Here is a 23,241-nt window from a genome sequence, read left to right as displayed (position 1 = left end):
TGCAACCCACCCGAAGGTTCGCCCCGCGGCCCCAGAGGGCCGGGCCGCGTGCCCGGAGGGTCGGCTTGCGTACCTAGGGAGTCGGCTTGCGTACCCGGAGGGTCGGGCTGCGTACCTGGACGGTCGGACGGCTCGAGCACCCGAAACTGTCGGTGCCTGCCGGTAGAGTGGAAAACGGGGGGCGCCCCCCGCGGGCGCCGCTTTCGAGGCAGTGGGCCTCAAGTCGGCCGAGCCGACTACCCAGGTACGCGAACCGACCGTTCCGGCACGCCAGCTGACCGCACAGGTACGCGAGCCGACCATGCAGGTACGCGAACCGACCGTGCAGGCGCGCAAGCCGACCGTCCAGGTACGCAGGCCGACCATGCAGGCACGCAGGCCGACCATGCAGGCACGCAAGCCGACCATGCAGGTACGCAGGCCGACCGCCCAGGTACGCGAACCGATCGTGCAGGTACGCAAGCCGACCGTTGCGGTGTGCGGACCGGCTCTGGCGGCGCGCCGGGGCGGCGGGCGAGCCGGGGGCGGGTTCGCACAGTAGGGTTCCGGCCATGGCCAGCAAGCCCAAGCAGCTGCTCGCGGAGTTGACGCACCCGGGTCCGCACGAGGTCCTGCGGGGCGATCTCGCCCTGGTCGGGCTGCCCGGCGTGGTCTTCACGCCGCGCGCCGGGCTCGGGTTGCCCGCCGTCGCCTTCGGGCACGGCTGGCTGCAGCCGCCCGATCGGTACGGGCAGCTGCTGCGCCACCTGGCCAGCTGGGGCATCGTCGCCGCCGCGCCGGCCACCCAGCGCGGGCCGCTGCCCTCGCACCGGCTGCTCGCCGCCGACCTGCTGACCACGCTCGACGTCGTGACCACCGTGCGGCTCGGCCCGGACGGCATCAGCGTCGACCCCGCCAAGCTCGGCCTCGCCGGGCACTCGAGCGGCGGCGGGTCCGCTGTCCTCGCCGCCGGTCAGGACGCGCGGAGCGAGAAGCCGCGGATCAAGGCCGTCGCCACCATCACCGCGGCCCAGACGCTCCCGCCGGCCACCGAGTCGGCGGAGGCGATCACCGTCCCGGGCCTGCACCTCGCCGCCGAAGACGACCTCGTCGCTCCCGCGGTCGCGCACGCCGAAGCGATCGCCGGCGCCTGGGGCGGTGACGACGTCCAGCTGCGGTTCCTCGGCAAGGCGTCCCACCTCGGCGTCACCGAGGGCAGGCACTGGTCGCAGCTGTTCATGCAGGGCAAGCCGCACCGCAAGACCCAGCAGCTCACCCGCGCGCTCTTCACCGCGTTCTTCCTGACCCACCTGACCGGCACCGACAAGTACCGGCCCCTGCTCGAAGCGGACGTCAAGCGCGCCCCGATCGAGCGGGAGGAAGAGCCCGCCCGCTGACGCGGACGGGTCAGTCGACCAGCCAGGAGTTGTTCGAGAAGTCGTCGTCGTCGAAGGACTCGGCGCGGGCGTGGCGGCCCGTGCGGCGGGGCGACGGCGGCGCGGGTTCCGCCGACGGCGGCGGCTCCGGCACCGGGACCGCGCCGTGCGCCGGCTCGGGCAGCCCGGGCACCGACGGCGCGATCGGCGGCGCCGGCGGGGCCGCCTCGTGCCGCGGCTCCGGCCGCGCGTAGCTCGCGAACTCGTCCGCCGGGGCCGTTTCGTCGTCTTCGGGGCCGAACGACATCCGGTGGTCGCGGTCGGCGAGGGCCTTCTCGGTCAGCCAGCCGCCGGACTTCTGCTGCCGCTTGTTCAGCTCCTGCATGCGCTCGATGTAGCGCGCGTGCACGGCCGCGTCGCGCTTCATCGTCTCCAGGGCCGCGGCCTTGCCCTCTTCGACGTGCCGCTCGCGCAGCCCGCGCTGTTCCTGCTGTTCCCGGGTGGCCATCGCCAGCGCGTTCATCGCGGCCGCCAACCTGTCCGCAGCACTCATCGGCGCCTACCCCCTCATCGCTCGTAGCTGATCGAACGGTCGCCGTCGTCGTCCAGCGATCCGCTGATCCGCCCGCCGGACCCGCGGGTCTCGAAGACCGCGCCTTCGACGCGGTACTGGCTCGGGCCGCGCTGCTGGTCGCCCCCGCCGCCGCCGGGTGCCCCGCCCATCATGCCGCCCATCATGCCCATGCCGGGCATCGAGCCGCCCGCCGAGGCGCCGCCCGCCGACGCCATCGCGTGGTCCATCCCCGTGGGCGCGACGCCGAGCCCGACGTCCGCCGAAGCCACCGGCGTGGTGGCCCCGGTGGTGGCACCCGCTTCGAGTGCGGCGCCCTCGCCGGTGATGGCGTTGCCGAACCCCGCCGTCGTGGTCGCGTCGGCGGCGCTGCCGCCACCGGTGTCCGCGCCGCCACCGCCGGCCGCCGCAGTACCGCCGCCGTCGCCGCCCGCGGTCGCTTCGGCGGTCACGGCGCCGGCGTCCACGCCACCGGGCGCGCTGAACCCGCCGGTCGCGGCCGCGGTCGCCGGAACCGGCTGCCCGTCGGCGGTCGCCGGCATCGTGGTGACCTTCTCGGGCTTGCCGTCCGGGCCGGACGGCTTGTCCGCTCCGGCGCCCTTGTCGTGGCCGTCGGTCCGGTCCGTTCCGTCGGCCTTGTCGTGGCCGTCGGCCTTGGCGTCGCCGCTCTTCTCGTCGTCGAGGGTGTATTTGGTCGGCTCACCCTTGCCGTCGTCGACCGTCACGACCGTCGGCCCGTCCGGGCCCTCCGGCTGCTCGGCGGTGATCTTGAGGTTGCCGTCCTGGATGTGGATCTTGCCGTCGGGACCCGGGTGGTACGCGCCGTCCGGACCCGGCTTGCCGTCCTTCGCACCCTGCGGGCCGAAGTCGCCGGTCTTGCCGTCCTTGCCGTCGGCCCCGGCGGCGCCCTCCTTGGCCTCGCCGTCCTTCGGGGTGTCGAAGTCGAGCTTGTAGTCCTTCGGGTGCCCCTTGCCGTCGTCGACCTTGACGTCCATCTTGCCGTCCTGGTCGGGCTCGGTCATCGAGATCTTGTTGTCGCCCTTCTGGACCGTGACGCTGTCGTGGTCGACGTCCTTGATCGTCGCGCCGGTCTTGGGGTCGATCGGGTAGGGCTGCCCGGTGTCCGGGTTCACCTCCAGCGGCTTGCCGGTGACGGGGTTGGTGCCGTCACCGGGCTTGTGCTCCGGCTCGGCGGGCGGCGGCACGGAAGCCGACGGCGTGGTCGTGCCGCCGCCACCGGTCCCGCCGCCGGTGCCGCCCCCACCGGTGCCGCTGCCGCCCCCGGTGCCCGTCCCGGTCCCCGTGCCCGTCCCGGTGCCGGTTCCGGTACCCGTGCCGGTCCCGGTTCCGTTGCCGTCGCTGGGTTTCGGCGCGGCCGCCGGGTCGGGGAACGGGTTCGTGTAGTCGGCCATGAACCGCGTCAGCGTGTGGAAGTGCTGGTTGATCGTGTCGGTGGCGTTCTTGCACAGCGCGTTGAAAGCGTCGTGACGCCCCCCGAAATCGGCCGCGAAGCTGCCTTTGAGCCACTGCTTCGCCGCGCCGATCGCGTATTCCTTGTTTTCGTCGTTGAGGCCCTTGTCGTCGTCCTCCAGCCGCTGCTGGAGGTTGTTGCCCGGGCACGCCGAGTCCAGCCAGCCGGCGATGTCCTTCAGCTTGTCCTTCGAGTCGACCTTGCCGTTCGCGACCTCGATGACCTGCTTGGCGATGTACAGGGGCGCGGTGGCGACCGTGTCCGAACGCAGCTTCAGCACCTCGTCGACCTTGGTCTTCAGCGCGGTGTAGATGTGCGTCATCGTCTCGGGCACGAGCTTCCCGACGCCCTCCATCTGCGTCAGCAGTTCCTGGGCGTCGGGCTGGATGCGCTGCTCGTACTTGACCTTGGCCGCCTTGGCACCGTCGCCCTTCCAGTCGTGGAACAGCGTGTTCAGCGAGTTCGTGGCGTCGGTGCGGGTCTGGTCGACGACCCCGTGCGACTTCGTCATGTCCTCGACCTCGTCGAGGAACTTCTGGAAGTCGATTTCCCGGTTCTCGTGGAACTTGTCCCAGATGTCCTTCTTGTAGTCGATGGGGCCCGGGCAGTCCGGCATCTTGTTCCACACCTGGTCGGCCCACTGGGAGAAGAAGTCGAGCGCCGGGTTGCCGAGGTCGAGCACCTCGTCGGACTTCGTGACACCGACCCCGCCGACCGCGGGCGGCGTCTGGGCCTGCAGGTCCTTCTCCGCCTTCGCGGTGGCGGCGCCCTGGGTCTTGTCGGCCTGCGCGTTCGAGTCGTGTTCGGCCTTGGCCTTGGCGTAGGCCTGCTCGGTGTTCCCGAACACGACCGAGCCGAGCAGGGCGTTCTTGGTGCCCGCGGTGACGTACGGGTCGTCGAGCATGGCCTGGATCTCGGCCTGGGTGGGCTTGGCCATCAGTTCGCCCCTGCCTTCTTGGCGGCCGCCGCCTGCTGCTCCTCGTTCGAGGTGTACTTCGTCGCGGCCGTGCCGACACCGCCGCCGAGCTGGGTCAGCTGCCCCGCGTACCCCTTCATCGCGGCGCCGATGCTGTCGATCCCGGCCTTGTAGTCGGCGAAGTACTGGCCGTGGACGCGGCCGAAGGACTGCTGGGCCAACGGGGTCGGCGCCACCTTGCCGGCCTGGCTGGTGGTCTTCTCCGCGGCGCGTTCGAGCGCGGTCTGCGCCGTGAGCATCGCGTCTGAACTCGCCTGGTAGCCGCCGTCCGGCATGACCAGCGCCCCCTCCTCGTAGGTGGAACCTTCGCCCCGCACTGTCCCGGGTACGACGCACGCCGGCGGCCTGCGGTGCCGTCGCACATGCACACAAAATGTACCGAGCGGCCATCCGGGCCGCCCGGGCCTTTCACCCGGTCCGCTGCCCCAGCCGCACCACGGGCCGGTCACCCTCGACGGTGTCCGCGAGCACCTCGGCGGCGTTGCGGACGTCGACCAGCCGGTCCAGCTCGTCGAGGTCGATCTCGAGCCCGAATTCGACCTCGACCTCCACGAGCAGCCGGACCCGCTGCCGCGAGTCGACGCCCATCTCGGCGAACGGGGTGTCCGGGCCGATCGTCGCGGGGTCGACGTCGAACACCCGGCACACGAGGGCGGTGATCCGGTCGATGTACTCCGCGGCGGGCATGCCCCGATTGTGACTCATGCCCGCACTCAGCGGGGCCGTTTGGCCCAAAAGCGGGCCCGGGCCGCCGACCGGGACACCTTCCCGCTGGAGGTCCGCGGCAACGCACCCGGCTTGACCAGCAGGAACTCGTGCAGGCGGAGGTCGTGACCGGTGGCGACGGCCCGCCTCGCCGCCCGCGCCACGTCGTCCTCGGCCGGCCCGGCGCCCGCGGCGCCGCGGGCGCGTTCGGCGACGACCACCAGCTTCTCCCCCGCCGGGTCGTCCACGCCGAACGCGGCGATCCGGTCCGGTCCCAGCGCGGGGTGGGCGGCGGCGACGGTCTCCTCGATGTCCTGCGGGGTGTGGTTGCGGCCGTCCACGATGACCAGGTCGCGGATCCGCCCGGTGACGTAGAGCCGCTCGCCGTCCCACAACCCCAGGTCGCCGGTGCGCAGCCAGCCGTCCTCGCCGTCGAGCCGTCCGCCGAACACCTCGGCGGTCAGCTCGGACCGCCGCCAGTAGCCGTCGGCGACGTTGGGCCCGTGCACCCAGATTTCGCCGGTCTCGCCGTCCGGCACGGCGACGCCGCGCCCGGGGTCGACGACGCGCAGCCGCTGACCGCACGGCCGTCCCGCGGAGACCAGCTCGCGGCCGGACACCTGCGTCGTGACCGGTCCGTGCGCGTCGCCGCCGGCGACGAACACGGTCCCTTCGGCCAAGCCGTACGACGGCCGGTACGCCCCGCGGGGGAACCCGTGGGGCTCGTACGCGGCGAGGAACGCTTCGACGGTCTTCGCGCGCACGGGTTCGCTGCCGTTCAGGGCGACGTGCACGCCGGAGAGGTCGAACTCGCGGCGGCGGGCCTCGGGCACCGCTTCGACCAGCAGGTCGTAGGCGAAGTTCGGGGCCGCGGTGAGGGTCTTCGGGTACGCCGACATCATCGTCAGCCAGCGGGCCGGGCGGCGGACGAACTCCAGCGGCGCCAGGAACACCGAGCGGCCGCCGCTGTGCACCGGCCCGCAGACCAGCTGGATCAGCCCCATGTCGTGGAAGAACGGGATCCAGCCGACGCAGGTGACCGCGGAATCGACGGCATAGGCGGCGCACACCTGCCAGCAGGCGGCGGCCAGCGCGCGGTGGCTGATCACCACCCCGGCCGGGGACCGGGTGGTGCCGGAGGTGTACTGCAGGTAGGCCGGGTCCTCGGGGCGGACCGCGGCCGGCGGGAACTCCCCGGCTTCGGGCAGGGCATCCACCGCGACGACGGCACGCGGGCGGGGCACGCCGTCCAGCTCGCGCACCTTTTCCAGCAGCGGCTCCGACGTCAGCCAGACGGCGGCGTCGCAGTCGTTCAGCGCGCCGGTGAGCCGCTCGCGCTGCGCCCGCAGGTCCGGCGCCGACAGCGGGACGGCCACGGCACCGGCGTAGAGCGCGCCGAAGAACGCGACGACGTACGAGAGGTCCTGCCGCGCGATGATCGCGACCCGCTCGCCGGGCGCCACCCGTTCGCGCAGCGCCGCGGCGACGGCGCGGACCCGCGCCAGCAGCTCGGCCCAGGTCAGCGTGCGCTCGGCGAGTTCGGCCCCGCCGGAGCAGTCGAGGTGGGTGTAGGCCGGGCGCGGGTCGGCGGCGCGGCCGGCCAGCCGGAGCGTCAGCGGGGTCGCCAGCACGTCTTCGGGAACCTCGTCCGGCACCACGGCATCATACGGAGGTGGACGACTTCCTCGTACTGGACGCGCGCGCCGACCGGGCCGCCGTGCTCCGCGACCCGCGGCTGAGCTCGAGCCCGGACACGTCGGTCCCCGCGAACCTGCTGTTCATGGACGGCGAGGAGCACCGGCGGCTGCGGGAGGTCGTCAAGGAGGTCATCGGGCTCGTCGAGCCGCTGCCCGCCGAGGTCGGGGCCGCCATCGAGGAGGTCGTGCGCGGGCTGGCGGACCGGGCCGAGTTCGACCTGGTCGCCGACTTCGGCCGGCCGGTGGCCGCGCTGGTCGCCGCCGCGGTGCTGGGCGCCGGGCCGTTCGACGACCGGTTCCTCACGGCGCTGTCGGAGACCACGGCCAACCTGAACGTCTGGTCGGGCGAGGCGTCGCCCGCCGGCGACGTCGCGGCGCTGCGCGTGGCGATGTTCTTCCTGAAGGCCTCCGACACCGGCAGCGGCGGGCTGGCGCTGCTGCGCCGCGCCCACGCGGAGGGGCGGATCAGCGAAGACGAGCTGATGGTGACGCCGGTGATGCTCGCGCACGCGGCCTACGAGAACTCGATGAACTTCCTCGCGCTGGCCGGGCTGGGCCTGGTGACGACCCCGCGGGAAGACCTCGGCGCGGCCGCGGTGCGCGGCTTGGTGCAGGAGATCGCCCCGACCCGGTTCGCGGCCCGGCGGGCGGCGGCCGCCTGCGAGGTCGCGGGCCGGACACTGGCCGAGGGCGAGAAGGTGGCCGTCCCGCTGGGCGACGGCCTGGCGTTCGGCCTCGGCCGGCACGCCTGCCCGGGGTCGCGGGTGGCGGTCGCGGAGGGCGAGATCGCCCTGCGCGCCCTCGCTCGGGTCCTCACGCCGGACCACGCCGTCACCGGAGTCGGGTGGAAGACCCACCCGGTGTTCCACGGCCTGGCCTCGGCGCGCGTGGTCGTGCGCGGCCAGGCGGGTTAGCCCGCGCCTCGCCGAAGACTCAGGAGACGGACGAGACCACGCCGGCCAAGCGGTCGGCCGCCGCCTGGGCCGTCGACTGCGCCGTCGCCTCGACCATCACCCGGACCAGCTGCTCGGTGCCCGACGGGCGCAGCAGCACGCGGCCCTCCTCGCCCAGCTCGGCCTCGACCTCGCCGACGGCGTCGCGGACCTCGGCGGAGCCGGCGACGGCGGCCTTGTCGGCGACCGGGACGTTGACCAGCACCTGCGGCAGCCGGTTCATCACCGCCGCCAGGTCGGCCAGCGACTTGCCGGTCTCGGCCATGCGGCTCATCAGGCGCAACGCCGTCAGCAGGCCGTCGCCGGTGGTCGCGTGGGCCGGGAGCACGACGTGGCCGGACTGCTCGCCGCCGAGGGCGAACCCGCCGGCGCGCAGCTCCTCCAGGACGTACCGGTCGCCCACCGCGGCCGTGACGACCGAGATGCCGTGCGCCTTCATCGCCAGGTGCAGGCCGAGGTTGCTCATCACGGTCGCCACCAGCGTGTCCTTGGTCAGCTCGCCGGCCTCGGCCAGCGCGAGCGCCAGGACGGCCATGATCTGGTCGCCGTCCACCAGCTCGCCGGCGGAGTCGACGGCCACGCAGCGGTCGGCGTCGCCGTCGTGCGCGATGCCGAGGTCGGCGCCGTGGGCGACGACCGCTTCGCGCAGCTTCTCCGGGTGGTTGGAGCCGCAGTGCTGGTTGATGTTGATGCCGTCCGGCTCGGCGAACAGCGCGACGACCTCGGCGCCCGCCCGGCGGTAGATCTCGGGCGCGGCGGCCGACGAGGCCCCGTTCGCGCAGTCGACGACGACCTTCAGCCCGGCGAGCGGGTGCGGCGTCGCGTCGACCAGGTGGGTGGCGTAGCGGTCGAGGGCGTCCTCGACATCGGTGACGCGGCCCACCCCGGCGCCGGTCGGGCGGATCTTGCCGTCCGCGAGGCCGGCCTCGATCTCGTCTTCGATGCCGTCGGGGAGCTTGTGCCCGCCCGCGGCGAAGAGCTTGATGCCGTTGTCGGGCATCGGGTTGTGCGACGCGGAGATCATCACGCCGAGGTCGGCCTCGAGCGCGCCGACCAGGTAGGCGACGGCGGGCGTCGGCAGCACGCCGACGCGCAGGACGTCGGCCCCCGCGGAGGTGAGGCCGGCGACGACCGCGGCTTCGAGCATCTCGCCGCTGGCGCGCGGGTCACGGCCGACGACGGCGACCGGCCGGTGCGAGCGGTCGTGCGCGGCCAGCACGCGGGCGGCGCTGGCCGCCAGCGCCAGTGCCAGCTCCGGCGTCAGCTCGGCGTTGGCCAGGCCACGTACCCCGTCGGTACCGAACAGGCGTGCCATCGATCGACCTCCTCTGTGCGGTCACGACCGCGTGACCACCACGACAACCTAGCGACCCTTCCGGGCCGCCTTCCCCCACCCCTGAGTGTCGCTCCGACCGGCGGAAACGACACAGTGCTGATGGCTACCCATCCGACCACAGCCACGGCCGGACGATTTCGGAGCAACGGTCACCTGCCGCCTGGGGCAGCCTGCTTTGGCCGGATGGGTACCCCGGTAAAAACGCCGGAGCGCCCATCCGATGGACGGATGGGCGCTCCGGTGGGTTGCGCCAGGGGCGCGATCAGCGCTTGCTGTACTGCGGGGCCTTGCGGGCCTTCTTGAGGCCGTACTTCTTCCGCTCCGTGGCGCGGGCGTCACGGGTCAGGAAGCCGGCCTTCTTGAGGGCCGGGCGGTCGTCGGCGTCGACCTCGATGAGCGCACGGGCGATCGCCAGGCGCAGCGCGCCCGCCTGACCCGAGACGCCGCCACCGTGCAGGTTGGCGAAGATGTCGAACGAGTCCGGCTTCTCGACCAGGACCAGCGGGTCCTTGATGAGCTGCTGGTGCACCTTGTTCGGGAAGTACTCCTCGAGGGTGCGGCCGTTGAGCTTGAACTGACCGGTACCCGGGACGACCCGCACGCGGACGACGGCTTCCTTGCGGCGGCCGACGGTCTGGGCGTTGCCGCCGGCGGCACGCGACGGACGCGGCGCGGCAGCGGACTCGCTGGTGGCGACCGGGGTCTCACTGGTCGCGACGGCGCCGGTCTCGGTCGCCTCGGTGGCCTCGACGACCTCGGGGGTCTCGGTCTCGGTGCTGGTCACAGACTGTTCCTCACTCACTGCGCGACCTGCGCGATCTTGGTGATCTCGCGCGCCTGCGGCTGCTGCGCGGCGTGCGGGTGCTGCGGGCCGGCGTACACCTTCAGCTTCTTCGCCTGGGCGCGGCCGAGCTTGTTCTTCGGCAGCATGCCCTTGACGACCTTCTCGACAAGGTGCTCGGGCTTGGTGTCCAGCAGCTCGCCGAACGAGCGCTTCCGCAGGCCGCCCGGGTAACCGCTGTGCCGGTAGGCGAACTTCTGCTCGCGCTTGTTACCGGTGAGCGCGACCTTCTCGGCGTTGACGATGATGACGAAGTCACCGGTGTCCACGTGCGGGGCGTAGGTCGGCTTGTGCTTGCCGCGCAGCAGCGTGGCGACCTCGGTCGCCAGCCGTCCGAGCACGACATCCTCGGCGTCGATCACGTGCCAGGCACGAGTGACGTCGCCGGGCTTGGGGCTGTACGTGGGCAAGGGTCTACCTCGTCGTCAACATTGCGTGTGGGTTCTGTGCGGGCCTAGCGCTTACGCGCCGCAGCGCACAACGACATATGAAGATACCCCCACGGTCACCGCACCCGCGCATGGGGGGTGGTGGAAGCGCCCATATTAGGCTCCGAGCGGCCCGGGCGCAGCCGGGACCCTACCGGATTTCCCCGCCGAACCGCCTGCACGCGTCACCGCGACACGCGAGGATGGGGCCATCCGGACGGCACCAGTCGAGCAGGGGACGGCATGAGGAAACGACCGACGGCGATCTTCGTCCTGGGCGCCCTGCTGGCCCTGGTCAGCGCCTGCGGCACGGCGAAGGCGGGCACCGCGCTGCCGAAGGGCGACGACGCCGCGGACTACGTCGGCGCCAAGTTCGAGCAGGTCATCGGCAAGCTGTCCGACGCGATCACCGACTCGCGCGACGTCACCAACTCGCTCGACGCGTACTTCAAGTTCGACGACAAGTGGGTGCACAGCACGGTGACGTCGGCGCGCACCGGCAGCCCGGAGAGCCGGGCGGTGCGGCACCGCTCGCAGAAGAACCCGGACGAGATCATCGACACGTACACACCGGCGGACGGCACGGTCGAGTACACCTACCTCGGGCCGATGTACGTGCAGAAGGGCGTCTCGCCGACGGCGTGGGTGTCGATGCCGAAGCCGGAGGGCGGGCTGGTCGTGCCGTGCGCCTGGGGCGGGGTGCTCACGCCGTGTCGGATGGCGGACTCCACGCTCGACGCCTACAAGGCCGACAAGCGGGCCGTCCGCGGCGCGAAGAGCCTCGGCGACGGCAAGACGGCGCTGGCGGTGAACGTGCCCTTCGGGGTCTTCGTCGAGAACAAGGTCGAGATCCTGCCGCCGAGCATCACGAGCCAGGTCGGGCCGGAGCTGAAGAAGGCCGCGGTCCCGGCCACGATCACGCTGAACCCGGACGGCAGCCTCGTGTCCTTCGCGATGGAGGCGAAGTTCGCCGGAGACGGCCACCAGGTCGAGCTCAAGTACGAGTTCCGGTTCACCGGCAAGGCCAGCCCGCAGGACATGCCGAAGCTGCCGGACGCGAGCCAGATCACGGTGCTGCCGGACCGGGCGGCGATGGACGAGTTCTACCGGCGGCTCGGCGAAGCGCAGGGGAGCTGAGGCGTGACCACGACCCGAGGTGAGCTCCGATGACCACACCGCCGACACCGCCGACACCGCCGACTCCGCAACCGTCCCAGCCTGCCGACCCGCGGCAGCCGCAGTGGTGGCAGCCGCCTGCTCCCGGCGTCGCACCGCAGCCCGGCGGACCCCAGCCCGGCGCACCGCAGCCCGGCGCGTGGCAGCCCGAGCAGCAGGCGACCGGCCCGCACGCCGGGCAGTGGCAGCAGCACGCCGACCCCGGCACCGGCTCCTACACCGGCGCGTGGAACCCGGGACAGCCGTCGGGCTCGTTCTCCGGGCCGTGGCAGCCGGGCGGGCCGAGCGGTCCGTGGCAGCCGCCGTCCCAGCCGACGCCGGTTCCCACGCCGGGGCACGGGCAGCCGCAGCAGTACGGCGGCGGGTTCCGGCCGGGGCAGTACGGCGGCCTCGGTGCGTTCCCGGCTGAGCCGGCGAAGCGGCCGAAGTCGAAGAAGCCGCTGCTGATCGCCGCCGCCGCGGTCCTCGTGCTCGCGCTCGGCGGCGGCGCGGCGTGGCTGCTGGGGGCGTTCCGCGGGGACGTGCTCGAGCAACAGTCCCTTCAGGACGGTGTGGTCAAGGTCCTGAACGAGAACTACGGCGAGCCGGACGTGAAGAACGCGCAGTGCCCGGCGAACGAGGCTGCGCAGAACGGCACGACGTTCGACTGCACGGTGACCATCGGCGGCCAGCAGAAGAAGGTGACCGTGCGGGTGCTCAACGACCGCCCCGAGTACGAGGTCGGCGCCCCGCACTGAGATTCCCGGTACCCCGCGCGTTCACCGGCGGTTCGGAAGCGGTTTCCGCGAGCGGTTCGGTGCTGCGCAAACGAAAACGGCGGGCCCCGCACCGAAGTGCGAGCCCGCCGTGGTTTCCGCGGTTACCGGCTCAGAACAGGCCTTCGACGGCGTTGTCCGTGGACTGGTAGCCGTCGGCGATCTGCGGCAGGGCGGCGGCGATCTGCGCCAGAACCTGCTTCAGGTCCTCGAACTTCTGGTCCCAGGTGCGCTGCGCGGCGTCGTACTGCTCCTTGGCGGAACCGGTCCAGGTGGTGGTCAGCGGGCGCAGGTCGTCCTTCAGGCGGTCGAACGCGGACTGCAGCTCACCCCCGGTCTGCGTGCAGTCGTCCGCGGCCGCGCGGATGGTGGCGTAATTGACGACAATGCCGGCGCCATCAGGCATGGCTTACTCCTTTGAGCTGAAAGATGATGGGTGGGAGGAAATGCTTCGGGAGGTGCTCAGCCGAGGGCGTCGAAGCCGCGGTTCACGGCGCCGAGGATCTCCTGCTGCTGCTGCTCGGAACGCTCGTACTTGGAGCCGGCCTCGCGGAGCAGCTCACCGATGCGCTGCAGCGCCTGGTTCATGCCGCGGGCGTCCTCGTCGAAGCGCATCATCACGTGGTCGAACGCCTTCTGCGCCTCGCCCTGCCAGCCGGCGCGGGTGGCCTCGATGCGGTCGCGCAGGGTCGAGAGGTTCTGGTCCATCTGGGCCCGAACCTCGGTGACCTTGCCCTCGGCGTCGGTGAACTGGGCAACTGTCCCTTGGAATCCCTGTCCGGCGCTCATACCGGTACCCCCTTCAGAAGAGTGGTGGTTGTCCGTACCAAGCTTGTTCGTACGGCCCTACGACGCAGACACTGCCATGTCCGGTTCCCCCTTGTCGTGGTTCTTCCGGAAGTAGTTGCTTGCGTTAACGCCCGCGCCGGGAACCGATCGCCGCCGGTATCCGCGGAACACCCCGAACCGGCGACGCCGCACGCGGAAACACCTTCCCCACCAGCGGAATTAGCACGCGCACAGCGAGCGCCGGCCCGGATTCAGCGGTCGCGTTGCATGATTCGCATCTGGGAAAAGTCTTCGTCGTCATCACCCGGTCGAGTGGATGGCGCGGAAGATTGCGAACGCGAAGGAACCGGATCGTGAACTGCGGGAAGCGCGAGCCCGCGGGCGCGGCGGAATCGTTCGGCGGCCGCGCGCAGCGTGCCCGGCGTCGGATCGCCGGACTTCGCGCCGCGCCCGCTCTGCTTCAGCAGTTCGGCGTTCTCGCTGTGCCGTCGGCGGCTGCGCGCGAGCGCGTTCCCGGCCACGCGCCGGGAATGCGTCACCGCGTCCTGGCCGAGCCGCCGGAACGACGCCGCGGCGCTTTCGAACTCTCCGGACGGCACCGCGTGCCCGCCTCTCAGTTGAGGATTTCGACGGTGCGCACGGCCTGCGCGCACGCGGTACCGACCCGGTCGCGCAGCGGCGGGGTGGCGTACTGGCAGCCGATGTGGACCCGGATCCGGCCCTTCGCGACGACGTACCAGTCGACCTGGAGGTCGGGCCGGTCCGGCTTGCTCTCGTGGTAGCCGAGCACCGTCTTGCCGGCGTAGGACAGGCTGGGGTTGAACGCGCTGTAGCGCTCGGGCTCCTGGTCCGCGCTGTGCCTCAGCTGGTCGATCAGCTTCTGCGGGTCGGCGGTCGCGTCGTAGTCCATCACGTACTCCTGCGCGACCACGAGGTCGTTGCCGTCGCGGGACTCCTGCGGGTGGATCACGACCTGCTTGTCGGCGACCCGGTCGTCGGTCTGCACCCAGTCGTCCGGGGCGACGAACCTGAAGTCGTACTGCGAGAGGGTCCGGCCGCTCTCGACCTGGTTGCCGGAACTGCGGAACACGAAGACGCCGGCGACGACGAGCGCGGCCACGACGACCACCGCCACCGCGAGCACGCCCCACAGCTTGCGGCGGTTCTTCCCGGCCGGCTCAGGTGCGGGCCGGCCACCGGAGCCCGGGTTCGGCTGGTTCGGCGGGCTAGGCCGGACGGGCTGCCCGGCGGGCGGTGTCCAGGGCCGGGCCACCGGCTGGCCGGACGGCGGTGACGGCGGGGGCACCGGCCGGTTCCCGAACCCGCCCGGCGCGGGCGGGGTGCGCGGCGGCGCCGGGCGCGGGGCGACGTCGCCGGGGCGGACGACCTCCGTGCGCTGCGCCGCCGGGCCGTTGGCGCCGCCCGGGGCGGCCGCCAGCCGGGCCATCGCTTCACCGGGCAGCGCGCCGGTGCGGTCCGGGTCCACCAGCACCGCGCGCAGCGCGCCGCGCGCGACGACCGTCTCGGGCTGGTCGAGGCTCGTCGGCACGACGCCGGTGCGTTCGTGCACCAGCCGCGAGATCATCGGGATCCGGCTCGACCCGCCGACCAGGAAGATCGCCGTCAGCTGCTTCGGGCGCAGGCCGGCGTCGCCGATCGCGGCGACCGTCAGTTCGACGGCCCGGCCCAGCGGCGCCGCGATCAGCCGTTCGAGGTCCTCGCGGGTCACGTGCGCGTCGGCGAACGGCGGTGGCATCGGCACGTCGGTGTAGGCGTGCCGCGACAGCGTCTCCTTCGCGCCCCGCACGTCCTGGCGCAGCACCCGGCGCCGCCGCCGGTCGGCCAGCTCGCGGCCTTCGACGAGCTCGCGCCAGGCGGCCGGATCGGCCGCGGACACCAGGGAACCGATGTGCTCGAGCAGCGCCTGGTCGATGTCCGCACCGCCGAACCCCGGGTCGCCCCGGGTGGCCAGCACCTGGAACCCGCCGCGCTGCGGACGGCCGGCCCGGTCCCGCGCGGTCTCCGGCGGCAGCCGCCGCACCACGCTGACGTCGACCGTGCCGCCGCCGAGGTCCAGCACCGCGAGCGCGTCGCCGGGGCGGCCGCTGAACTCGACGGTGCGGTCGTTCGTCACGTCCTGGGGCGCGAACGTCGCCGCGTGGTAGACCGCCGCCGCGACCGGCTCGGGCACCAGCGCGACCTCGCGCGCCAGACCGCCCGCGGCCTGCCGCAGCAGCCGCGTGCGGATCGCGCCCCAGTCGGCGGGGTGGGTCAGCACCAGCAGGTCCACCTCGGCGTCCCCGGCCAGCCGGCGGGCTTCGGCCACCGCGCGGCCCAGCACGGCGTGCACGACGTCGGTGACGCGCAGGACGTTCTCGCCGAGCAGCAGCTCACCCTCGTCGATCCGCCGCTTCGGGTTCGGCTCGTACCGCGACGGGTCGACGGCCGCCTGCCGCTCGGCCTCCTGGCCGACGAACAGCGTGCCGTCGGCCGCCGCGTACACCGCCGAGGACATCAGCGGCTGGCCGTCGATCACCACGACCTGCGGCTCGCGCCCGTTCACCGAGGCGACGACGCAGGTGCTCGACGTCCCGAAGTCCACCGCAACCCGGACCGTCACCAGCAGCTCCCGCACATTTCGTCGCGCTCCCCCGCGCCCCGCCTGCGGGGCGCGTCCACCGGGAGGAACCTACCGCCCGGTGCGCGGCGCCCCGCCGTCGTGCTCAGTCCGGCTGGATCCACGACACCTGGATGAGCTGCTTGCCGTACTTGCGGGTGAGCATGTTGCCCCGGCCCGGCGGCATCGCGGCCGGCTTGATGTTGCCGACCAGCGCGCCCTCGTCGCGGGAACCGTTCATCACCATGCCCGGCGCCGCGATCTCCTTGAGCTTGCCGATGATCGGGTCGTACATCGCCTTCGACGCGCCACCGGTGCGCCGCACGACCACCAGGTGCAGGCCGACGTCCTTGGCCTGGGGCAGGAAGTCGGAAATCTTCCGCAGCGGGTTGTTGCTCGACGTGGCGACCAGGTCGTAGTCGTCGACGAGGATGAACAGCTCCGGCCCCTTCCACCAGGACCGCGTCTTCAGCTGCTCCTGCGTGACGTCGGGGCCCGGCAGGCGCCGCGTCATCGAGTTGAAGACGTCCCCGATCATGCTTTCCAGCTGCGCCGCCGACACCGCGTACCCGAGCAGCGAGTCGCCCTGGATGAACCCGAGCATCGTGCGCCGGTAGTCGACCAGCAGGATCAGGCCTTCCTTGGCGGTGTAGCGCTCGGAGATGCCCCGGGCGATCTGCCGCAGCAGGTTGGTCTTGCCCGATTCGCCGTCGGCGAAGGCGTAGAAGTGCGGCTCGGCGTTGAAGTCGAGGTAGATCGGCTGCAGGTCCTCTTCGTTGACGCCGATCGGGATGAGCTTGGAGTCCCGGGCGGAGTCGAGCTTGAGCACCTCCTCGTAGGTGATCAGCTCCGGCAGCAGGCGCACCTGCGGCGCGACCCGGCCGCGCCAGGCGCCCTTGATCTTCGCGACCGCGTCGGCCACGCCGGCCGCGATCGTCTCCGGGTCGCTGGAGCCGTCGATCCGCGGCAGGCCGCCCAGCATGTGCAGCTTGTCCCGGGTCAGGCCGCGGCCCGGCCGCCCGGCCGGGATGTTGACCGCGATGCGCCGGTCGATGTCGGACTCGGTCGGGTCACCCAGGCGCAGCTCGAACCGGGTGCCGAGCATGTCCTTGATCGCCGGGCGGATGTCGGCCCACCGGTTGGCGGCGATGATGACGTGCACGCCGTAGGACAGACCCTGCGTGGCCAGCCGGGTGATCGTGGTCTCGAGCTCTTCGAAGTCGTCCCGCAGGGCCCGCCAGTTGTCCACGACCAGGAACGCGTCGCCGAACGGGTCCTGCTCGGGGCGGATCTCGCCGCGGCGCTTGCGGTTGCGGAACTCGGTCATCGAGTCGATGCCCATCGCCCCGAACCGGCCTTCCCGCTCGGTGAGCAGGGTGGTCAGCTCGGCCACGATCCGCCGCGCCTTGTCCGGCTCGCGCCGGGCCACCGCGACGCCACCCACGTGCGGCAGGTCGGCCAGACCCGCCAAGGTGCCGCCACCGAGGTCCAGGCAGTAGAACTGCGCCTCTTCCGGCGTGTGCGTCAGCGCCATCGACATGATCAGCGTCCGCAGCATGGTCGACTTGCCCGTCTGCGGGCCGCCGACGATCACGCCGTGGCCCGCCGCACCGGAGAAGTCCGCCCAGAGCGGGTCGCGGCGCTGCTCGTACGGCCGGTCGATGATGCCCAGCGGCACCTGCAGCCGCCCGTTGCCGAAGTAGCCGACCGGGGACAGGCCGCGGTCGTCGGTCGGGTTCAGGTTGGGCAGCAGCGTGTCGAGGGAGTTCGGGTCCTTCAGCGGCGGCAGCCACACCTCGTGCGCCGGCGGGCCCTGGCCCACCAGCCGCGAGACGATGACGTCCAGCTCGCTGGGTTCGACCGCCTCTTCGGACTGCCGCTGCTCTTCCTTCGGCGCCGCCTCGACGATCTGCGGCTCCGGCTCCTTCGGCAGTTCGACGAAGTCCGGGACGAACAGCTGCGGCCGCTTGTCCGCGCGGACCACGGTCGCCGCCGGGCCTGCCGCCTTGAGGCCGGCCGGCCGGTACGGGCCCGAGACGTAGGACGCCTTGAACCGCACCAGCGTCGAGGTGTCGTACTTGAGGTACCCGCCGCCGGGGACCGACGGCAGCTCGAACGCGTCCGGCACCCCGATCGCGGCGCGGGATTCCGCCGCCGAGAACGTCTTCAGGCCGATCCGGTACGACAGGTGCGAGTCCAGGCCGCGCAGCTTGCCTTCTTCGAGGCGCTGCGAGGCCAGCAGCATGTGCATCTGCAGCGACCGGCCCAGCCGGCCGATCGCGACGAACAGGTCGATGAAGTCCGGCTTCGCGCTCAGCAGCTCGGAAAACTCGTCGCAGACGATGAAGAGCGCGGGCAGGGGGTCGAGGTCCGCGCCGTTTTCGCGCGCCTTCTCGTATTCCCAGACGTTCTTGAAGTTGCCGCCGTTCTTCAGCGCTTCCTGACGCCGGTTCATCTCGCCGGCCAGCGCGTCCTTCATCCGGTCGACCAGCGTGACCTCGTCCGCGAGGTTGGTGATGACCGCGGAGACGTGCGGGGCCTTGTCGAGACCGAGGAAGGTCGCGCCACCCTTGAAGTCGACGAGGACGAAGTTCAGCGTGCTCGACGAATGCGTGGCGAGCATGCCCAGCACCAGCGTGCGGAGGAACTCCGACTTGCCCGAACCGGTCGCGCCGATGCACAGGCCGTGCGGGCCCATGCCTTCCGCGGCGGCTTCCTTGATGTCCAGCTCCACCGGCTGGCCGTACTCACCGACCCCGAACGGGACGCGGTAGCGGTCCCGGATCGGCCGCGGCCGCCACGCCTGCTGGACGTCGAAGGTCATCGGGTCGCCCGGGATGCCGAGCAGCTCCAGCAGCGACGGGTTGGACAGCAGCGGCTCTTCGTCGCCGACGTCCTGACCGGCGGCCCCGCCGACGCGGTACGGCGAGATGAGCCGGGCCAGCGACTCGGTTTCGACCAGGCTGAGGGTGTCCGGCTTGCCGAACCACTCGACGCCGCCGGCGCTGCGGGCGCCCAGCCTGTCCGGCTCCACGACCAGGCGGAGGCCGCGGCGGGCGGCGAGGTTGCCGAGCGAGTCGGACAGGTCGATCAGCGTGACGCCGACCAGGCCCTCCTCGAGGACGATCTGCTCCTCGCGGGTGACCTCGGCGTCGTCGATGATGATGACGACGTGCGGCTGGTCCGGCGCGGGCGTGGCGTTGCGGGAGAAGCGCTGGCGGTCACGGAGTTCTTCGTCGAGCCAGTCTTCGATCTGCGCCAGCGAACCGGCCATCATGCGGAGCTGGCCGATGCCGTCCGACAGCGTCGGGTGCTGGGCGTGCGGCAGCCACTTCGCCCATTCCCACTCCTCCTTCGCGCGGCCCGCGGTGGCGACCGCGACCAGCACGTCGTCGGGGCTGTGGAAGGTGACCAGCTGCGCGAGCATCGCGCGGGTGAGGCCGCGGGTCAGCGCGCGGTCGCCCTGCATGCTGACCGCGGCGAACCCGCGGAGGGTGATCTGGGTCGGCAGGTCCGGCACGATCGAGTGCGCGCGCACGAACCGGCGCAGCGCGAGGGTGGCGATCGGCTCCAGCTCGTCGACCGGCCCGGTCTGCGGCGGGACCAGCCGCGTCGCGAGGCGGTGCGAGCTGCGCCCGACGCGCAGGTGCAGGAAGTCCTGGTCGTTCTGGCGGCGTTCCCACATCCGGCGGCTGGCGGCCAGCGACCAGAGGGACTGCGGGTCGGGGTGGACCCACTCCAGGGCGGCGCGCTGGTCGACCATGGCTTCGCGGGCGCGGTCGCGCATCTGGCCCAGGTAACGCAGGTAGTCCTTGCGGTCTTCGTCCATCTCGGCGCGCTTGGCGCCGCCGCCCTTGCCGCCACCGCCGGCCATCATCCCGAGCGTCCCGACGACCATCATGCCGCCCATGGCCATCATCATCGGGTTCCGGTTGCTGGCCTGGAACATGAAGACCATCATCCCGAGCGAGGCGACGATCATGACGACCGGAAGCGCCTTCATGACGATGTTGCCGGGGATGACGCGGGGCACCTCGGGTGGCGGCTCCAGGTGCACCTCACCGCCCGGCGGCCGCGGTGCCGCCAGCCGCGGCGACTTCTTGAACTGCAGCGTGCTCATCGAAGGACCCCTCTTCAAACTCGACGATGGCGGCCACCGCAAGGTGTGCGGACAACCTATCGAACGCCCCGCGGGAATTTCGCCGGATGCTCGGAAACCCCTCGTGAACGCGCGTTTGCCCTCGTCGTCCGAGTGTACGGGCCGGCACCGGCAGCAATGCCGCGTTCGTCGCGCCGAGCTGGAATGCCGGTGAATTTCGGACGTTCGGTGATGGCCGCGACGGGGTCCGGTATAAGTTCCTGCGGGAGCAGCATCGACCGAGCGGGGGCAGTGCAGTGGCTACGGGCACGACAGTTTTCAGCAGGGTGACGGTCGTCGCGCCGTCCACCCGGATCGACGTCGCGCTGCCCGCCGACGTCGCGGTGGCCGATCTGCTGCCGATGCTGCTGGACATGGCCAAGGAGACCTCCCCCGACGGCGGCGCCCGCCACGGCGGCTGGGCGCTCGCGAAGCTCGGGGACGCTCCCCTCGACCCGAGCCGCACCCTGGCCTCGCTCGGCGTCGTCGACGGTGAACTGCTCCAGCTGCGCAAGCGCAACGAAAACCCGCCGCCGCCGCTGTACGACGACGTCGTCGACGCCATCGCCGAGTCCTCCCCCGACAGCTTCCGCCCGTGGACCAAGGAGACGGCGAACCGCTTCGGGCACGTCGCCGGCGGCCTGGCGCTGTTCGCCGCCGCCGTCGCGCTGTTCATGAGCGGCTCGTTCTACGGCGGCAGCGCGCTCGGTGCCGCCATCGCCGGCGGCATCGCGGCCATCGCCTGCGTCGCCGTCGGCGCCACGCTCGCGAAGGCCTACCAGGCCGAAGCCACCGGCGTCCTGATCGCCGCGGCCGGTGGCCTGCCACTGGCGTTCGTCAGCGGGTTCTACATCGTGCCCGGGCTGTCCCTGCGGGCGAACCTGCTCCTCGGCGCGGTGCTGGTGATCATCGTCGCGTCCGTCTGCATCATGGTCATCGGCGCCGGCATCACGACGTTCATCGCCGCCGCCACCGCCGGCACCTTCGGCGCGCTGGCCTTCCTCTTCGGCACGCTCGTCGCGCACCCCGCGCCCGGCATCGCGGCGGGCACGGTCGCGGTCGCCCTCGCCTGCATCTCGATCCTGCCCCGCGCCACGATCTGGCTCGCGAAGCTGCCGCTGCCGCACGTCCCGAGCAACGCCGAAGAGCTCAAGGAAGACTCCGGGTTCCCGGACTACCGGGCGATCGAGCGCCGCACGGCCGTCGCGCACAACTACATGACCGGCCTGATGGTCGGCTGCGGGGCCACGGTCGCGGTGTCCGCGATCATCGCCGCCACCGCGCCCGGCGCGTTCGGGATCATCCTGGGCGTGGTCGCGACGCTCGTCCTGCTCCTGCGCGCCCGCGCGTACGCCAACGGCAGCCAGGCGATCGCCCTGCTCACCACCGGCCTGGTCTCGGCGACCGGCATCGCCGTCGGCTGGCTGGTCACGGCGAGCGCCCAGAACCGCCTGCTCTACATCTTCGGCGCGCTGATCCTGCTCGCCGCGGGCGCGCTCGTGGTCGGCGTGATCTTCCCGAACCAGCGGTTCTCGCCGCCGCTGCGGCGCACGGTGGAGATCATCGAGGCGATCTGCATCGCCTCCGTGCTCCCGCTCGCCCTGGGTGTGATGGACCTCTACACCACCCTGCGGCACCTGAACTTCAAGTGACCGGATCGGGTGAATCTCGGATGTCAGCAGGACGCCCCTTCGGCCCGGCCCGGCGCGCCACGACGGCCCTGTTCGCCGGCACGATCGGCGTCCTGGCCTCGGTCGCCGTCGCGGTACCGGGGCAGGCCCAGACCGCCCCGGCCGACGGCTACTTCGCGACCCCGCCGCCGGTGGACACGAGCAAGCTGATCCCGGACTCCCGGCAGCCGGACAAGAGGTACAAGCAGTCGAAGGGCTGCGTCCAGCGCAGCACGCTCGGCCAGAACATCGTGCTGAAGAACCGGCCGTGGGGCCAGGACTACCTGCAGATCTCGAAGGCGCAGGAGATCGTCAAGGCGGCCACCGGGAGCGCCGGCGGCAACGTCCGGGTCGCCGTCGTCGACACCGGCGTGACCCCGCACCCGTGGTTCCAGAACCGGGTCAAGTCCGGCGGCGACTACGTCGCGAAGCCGAACGGCGGCAAGCCCGACGGCCTCGAGGACTGCGACGGCCACGGCACCGAGGTCGCCGGCATCATCGCGGGCAAGCCGGACAACCCGGAGGTCGGGTTCGTCGGCGTCGCCCCGGACGCCACGATCGTCTCCTACCGCCAGCTGAGCGAGAACTACGAGCCCGACACGTCGACCCCGACCCCGCCCACCGGCACGTCGAGCGGGACGCCGTCGTCGAGCACCAACCCGCCCGCCGGGTCCGAGTCCTCGGCGCCGCCGAGCACCGAAGGCGGCGGTGGCGGCTCCGGCGAAGGCGACCGGACGTCGCCCGGGCAGTCGAACGGCGGGCGGCAGCTGGAAAAGGCCGGCACGGCGGGCACGCTGAAGACGCTGGCCGAGATCATCCACGGCATCGCCGAGCGGAAGGAAGCCGACATCATCAACATGTCGGTCGACAACTGCCGTCCGGCCACGGGCTCGATCACCGAAGGCGAACAGCAGGTCCAGGCGGCCGTGCACTTCGCGGCGCAGGCGGGCATCGTGATCGTCGCCGCCGCGGGCAACGCGACGGACACCTGCCCGCAGAACGACCAGCCGGACGCCCGGAAGCCGAAGACGATCGTGACGCCGCCGTGGTTCGCCGACGACGTGCTGTCCGTCGGCGCCATCGACGAGTTCGGCAGCGTCGCGTCCTTCAGCGTCCACGGCCCGTGGGTCGGCGTCGCGGCGCCGGGGACGCAGATCATCTCGCTGGACCCCGCCGAAGGCTCCGACAGCCTGGCGAACCTGACGTTCGAGAACGGCGACAAGGCCAGCCCGATCCAGGGGACGAGCTTCGCGGCGCCGTACGTGGCGGGCCTCGCGGCCCTGGTCAAGGCGAAGTTCCCGAAGCTGGACGCGAAGGGCATCGTCAACCGCATCAAGGAGACGGCCCAGCACCCGGCGGCCCCGGGCGGTCGCGACAACTTCGTCGGCTACGGCGTCATCGACCCGGTGGCCGCGCTGACCCAGAGCCTCCCGTCCGAGGTGGGCAACCAGGCCCCGATCCCGCCCCCGCAGGCAGCCCAGCTCCCGCCGGCCAACGACCACAACACGACCCCGATGGTCGTGGCACTGGCCGGCACGGGCGGCGGCCTGGTGGCCCTGCTGATCACGCTGTTCGTGATGCGCACGATCCGCCGCAACCGCCCGGCCGAGACCGGCCCCACCCGCCGCTGACCGCCGCCGGCCCGTGCGGAAACGGGCATCACGCGTGCTCGAGCGGGCAGCACGCGTGACGGGAGGGGCATCTCTCGTGATCGAGCGGGCATCGGCGTGCTGCCCCTCCGAACACACGTGATGCCCCTGCAA

20 protein-coding genes are annotated in these 23,241 nt (G+C 72.2%); 7 read left to right on the top strand and 13 right to left on the bottom strand.

The window, feature by feature from the left end; genetic code table 11:
• Nucleotides 1-211 precede the first annotated feature (211 nt).
• Together ACLJPY_RS39345 and ACLJPY_RS39340 are read left to right on the top strand one after the other, a co-directional pair.
• Nucleotides 212-541 (top strand): hypothetical protein, encoded by a 330-nt coding sequence (locus ACLJPY_RS39345; protein ID WP_410596043.1) that lies wholly within the window; start codon nucleotides 212-214, stop codon nucleotides 539-541.
• 10 nt (nucleotides 542-551) lie between these two features.
• Nucleotides 552-1,376, top strand: a complete 825-nt coding sequence (locus tag ACLJPY_RS39340; RefSeq protein WP_410596042.1) for a dienelactone hydrolase family protein — start codon at nucleotides 552-554, stop codon at nucleotides 1,374-1,376.
• Between the two features lie 10 nt (nucleotides 1,377-1,386).
• Here the strand turns inward: ACLJPY_RS39340 and ACLJPY_RS39335 are convergent, their stop codons facing one another.
• The 5 genes from ACLJPY_RS39335 to ACLJPY_RS39315 all read right to left on the bottom strand — a co-directional run bounded on the left by ACLJPY_RS39335 (nucleotide 1,387) and on the right by ACLJPY_RS39315 (nucleotide 6,736).
• On the bottom strand, nucleotides 1,387-1,908 hold the full coding sequence (locus tag ACLJPY_RS39335) for a hypothetical protein (protein ID WP_410596041.1): 522 nt from the start codon (nucleotides 1,906-1,908) through the stop codon (nucleotides 1,387-1,389).
• Nucleotides 1,909-1,922: 14 nt separating this feature from the next.
• Complete coding sequence (locus ACLJPY_RS39330) at nucleotides 1,923-4,334, bottom strand: hypothetical protein (RefSeq protein WP_410596040.1); 2,412 nt, start codon at nucleotides 4,332-4,334, stop codon at nucleotides 1,923-1,925.
• The gene (locus ACLJPY_RS39325; protein ID WP_410596039.1) at nucleotides 4,334-4,690 is read right to left on the bottom strand and encodes a hypothetical protein; all 357 of its coding nucleotides are present in this window, start codon (nucleotides 4,688-4,690) and stop codon (nucleotides 4,334-4,336) included. The genes ACLJPY_RS39330 and ACLJPY_RS39325 overlap by 1 nt, the downstream gene beginning before the upstream one ends.
• A 91-nt stretch (nucleotides 4,691-4,781) precedes the next feature.
• Nucleotides 4,782-5,060 carry an acyl carrier protein gene (locus ACLJPY_RS39320; protein WP_410596038.1) on the bottom strand — a complete coding sequence of 93 codons (279 nt, stop codon included), beginning with the start codon at nucleotides 5,058-5,060 and terminating at the stop codon, nucleotides 4,782-4,784.
• A 26-nt stretch (nucleotides 5,061-5,086) separates the two neighbouring features.
• The gene (locus ACLJPY_RS39315) at nucleotides 5,087-6,736 is read right to left on the bottom strand and encodes a fatty acyl-AMP ligase (protein WP_410596037.1); all 1,650 of its coding nucleotides are present in this window, start codon (nucleotides 6,734-6,736) and stop codon (nucleotides 5,087-5,089) included.
• Between the two features lie 14 nt (nucleotides 6,737-6,750).
• On the opposite strand from ACLJPY_RS39315, the gene ACLJPY_RS39310 reads away from it, so the two are divergent.
• Nucleotides 6,751-7,689, top strand: coding sequence for a cytochrome P450 (locus ACLJPY_RS39310; RefSeq protein ID WP_410596036.1), 939 nt, complete (start codon nucleotides 6,751-6,753; stop codon nucleotides 7,687-7,689).
• A 19-nt stretch (nucleotides 7,690-7,708) separates the two neighbouring features.
• On the opposite strand, the gene glmM is transcribed toward ACLJPY_RS39310, so the two are convergent.
• The 3 genes from glmM to rplM all read right to left on the bottom strand — a co-directional run bounded on the left by glmM (nucleotide 7,709) and on the right by rplM (nucleotide 10,315).
• Nucleotides 7,709-9,043 (bottom strand): phosphoglucosamine mutase, encoded by a 1,335-nt coding sequence (gene glmM / locus ACLJPY_RS39305; protein WP_410596035.1) that lies wholly within the window; start codon nucleotides 9,041-9,043, stop codon nucleotides 7,709-7,711.
• A 283-nt stretch (nucleotides 9,044-9,326) separates the two neighbouring features.
• A complete protein-coding gene (gene rpsI / locus ACLJPY_RS39300) occupies nucleotides 9,327-9,848 on the bottom strand; it encodes a 30S ribosomal protein S9 (RefSeq protein ID WP_364284751.1) in 522 nt (173 codons plus the stop codon).
• Nucleotides 9,849-9,862: 14 nt separating this feature from the next.
• Complete coding sequence (gene rplM / locus ACLJPY_RS39295) at nucleotides 9,863-10,315, bottom strand: 50S ribosomal protein L13 (RefSeq protein ID WP_004560141.1); 453 nt, start codon at nucleotides 10,313-10,315, stop codon at nucleotides 9,863-9,865.
• Nucleotides 10,316-10,576: 261 nt separating this feature from the next.
• On the opposite strand from rplM, the gene ACLJPY_RS39290 reads away from it, so the two are divergent.
• Complete coding sequence (locus tag ACLJPY_RS39290; protein WP_410596034.1) at nucleotides 10,577-11,470, top strand: hypothetical protein; 894 nt, start codon at nucleotides 10,577-10,579, stop codon at nucleotides 11,468-11,470.
• A 29-nt stretch (nucleotides 11,471-11,499) separates the two neighbouring features.
• A complete protein-coding gene (locus ACLJPY_RS39285) occupies nucleotides 11,500-12,246 on the top strand; it encodes a DUF4333 domain-containing protein (RefSeq protein ID WP_410596033.1) in 747 nt (248 codons plus the stop codon).
• 130 nt (nucleotides 12,247-12,376) lie between these two features.
• Here the strand turns inward: ACLJPY_RS39285 and ACLJPY_RS39280 are convergent, their stop codons facing one another.
• The 5 genes from ACLJPY_RS39280 to eccCa all read right to left on the bottom strand — a co-directional run bounded on the left by ACLJPY_RS39280 (nucleotide 12,377) and on the right by eccCa (nucleotide 19,790).
• Nucleotides 12,377-12,670: a WXG100 family type VII secretion target gene (locus tag ACLJPY_RS39280; RefSeq protein WP_410596032.1), complete on the bottom strand. Its 294-nt coding sequence runs from the start codon at nucleotides 12,668-12,670 to the stop codon at nucleotides 12,377-12,379.
• Nucleotides 12,671-12,726: 56 nt separating this feature from the next.
• The gene (locus ACLJPY_RS39275) at nucleotides 12,727-13,053 is read right to left on the bottom strand and encodes a WXG100 family type VII secretion target (protein WP_013222638.1); all 327 of its coding nucleotides are present in this window, start codon (nucleotides 13,051-13,053) and stop codon (nucleotides 12,727-12,729) included.
• A 251-nt stretch (nucleotides 13,054-13,304) separates the two neighbouring features.
• A complete protein-coding gene (locus ACLJPY_RS39270; protein ID WP_410596031.1) occupies nucleotides 13,305-13,652 on the bottom strand; it encodes a hypothetical protein in 348 nt (115 codons plus the stop codon).
• 14 nt (nucleotides 13,653-13,666) lie between these two features.
• Nucleotides 13,667-15,673 carry a type VII secretion-associated protein gene (locus tag ACLJPY_RS39265; RefSeq protein ID WP_410596030.1) on the bottom strand — a complete coding sequence of 669 codons (2,007 nt, stop codon included), beginning with the start codon at nucleotides 15,671-15,673 and terminating at the stop codon, nucleotides 13,667-13,669.
• 103 nt (nucleotides 15,674-15,776) lie between these two features.
• Nucleotides 15,777-19,790 (bottom strand): type VII secretion protein EccCa, encoded by a 4,014-nt coding sequence (gene eccCa, locus ACLJPY_RS39260; RefSeq protein WP_410596029.1) that lies wholly within the window; start codon nucleotides 19,788-19,790, stop codon nucleotides 15,777-15,779.
• A gap of 305 nt (nucleotides 19,791-20,095) precedes the next feature.
• Here eccCa and eccD point away from each other — a divergent pair, with 305 nt between their 5' ends.
• Together eccD and ACLJPY_RS39250 are read left to right on the top strand one after the other, a co-directional pair.
• A complete protein-coding gene (eccD, locus tag ACLJPY_RS39255; protein WP_410596028.1) occupies nucleotides 20,096-21,460 on the top strand; it encodes a type VII secretion integral membrane protein EccD in 1,365 nt (454 codons plus the stop codon).
• Between the two features lie 20 nt (nucleotides 21,461-21,480).
• Nucleotides 21,481-23,109, top strand: a complete 1,629-nt coding sequence (locus tag ACLJPY_RS39250; protein WP_410596027.1) for a S8 family serine peptidase — start codon at nucleotides 21,481-21,483, stop codon at nucleotides 23,107-23,109.
• Nucleotides 23,110-23,241: the final 132 nt, after the last annotated feature.

The sequence above is a fragment of the Amycolatopsis sp. lyj-23 genome (assembly GCF_046549135.1).
Classification (GTDB): domain Bacteria; phylum Actinomycetota; class Actinomycetes; order Mycobacteriales; family Pseudonocardiaceae; genus Amycolatopsis.
Note: the sequence above shows the minus strand (reverse complement) of the source record. Positions and strands in the feature narration are given on the sequence as shown.

Coding starts and splice junctions, on each gene's coding strand:
- ACLJPY_RS39340 (WP_410596042.1), top strand. CDS start 552: ATGGCCAGCAAGCCCAAGCAGCTGCTCGCGGAGTTGACGCACCCGGGT.
- ACLJPY_RS39335 (WP_410596041.1), bottom strand. CDS start 1,908: ATGAGTGCTGCGGACAGGTTGGCGGCCGCGATGAACGCGCTGGCGATG.
- ACLJPY_RS39330 (WP_410596040.1), bottom strand. CDS start 4,334: ATGGCCAAGCCCACCCAGGCCGAGATCCAGGCCATGCTCGACGACCCG.
- ACLJPY_RS39320 (WP_410596038.1), bottom strand. CDS start 5,060: ATGCCCGCCGCGGAGTACATCGACCGGATCACCGCCCTCGTGTGCCGG.
- glmM (WP_410596035.1), bottom strand. CDS start 9,043: ATGGCACGCCTGTTCGGTACCGACGGGGTACGTGGCCTGGCCAACGCC.
- ACLJPY_RS39290 (WP_410596034.1), top strand. CDS start 10,577: ATGAGGAAACGACCGACGGCGATCTTCGTCCTGGGCGCCCTGCTGGCC.
- ACLJPY_RS39285 (WP_410596033.1), top strand. CDS start 11,500: ATGACCACACCGCCGACACCGCCGACACCGCCGACTCCGCAACCGTCC.
- ACLJPY_RS39280 (WP_410596032.1), bottom strand. CDS start 12,670: ATGCCTGATGGCGCCGGCATTGTCGTCAATTACGCCACCATCCGCGCG.
- ACLJPY_RS39275 (WP_013222638.1), bottom strand. CDS start 13,053: ATGAGCGCCGGACAGGGATTCCAAGGGACAGTTGCCCAGTTCACCGAC.
- eccCa (WP_410596029.1), bottom strand. CDS start 19,790: ATGAGCACGCTGCAGTTCAAGAAGTCGCCGCGGCTGGCGGCACCGCGG.
- ACLJPY_RS39250 (WP_410596027.1), top strand. CDS start 21,481: ATGTCAGCAGGACGCCCCTTCGGCCCGGCCCGGCGCGCCACGACGGCC.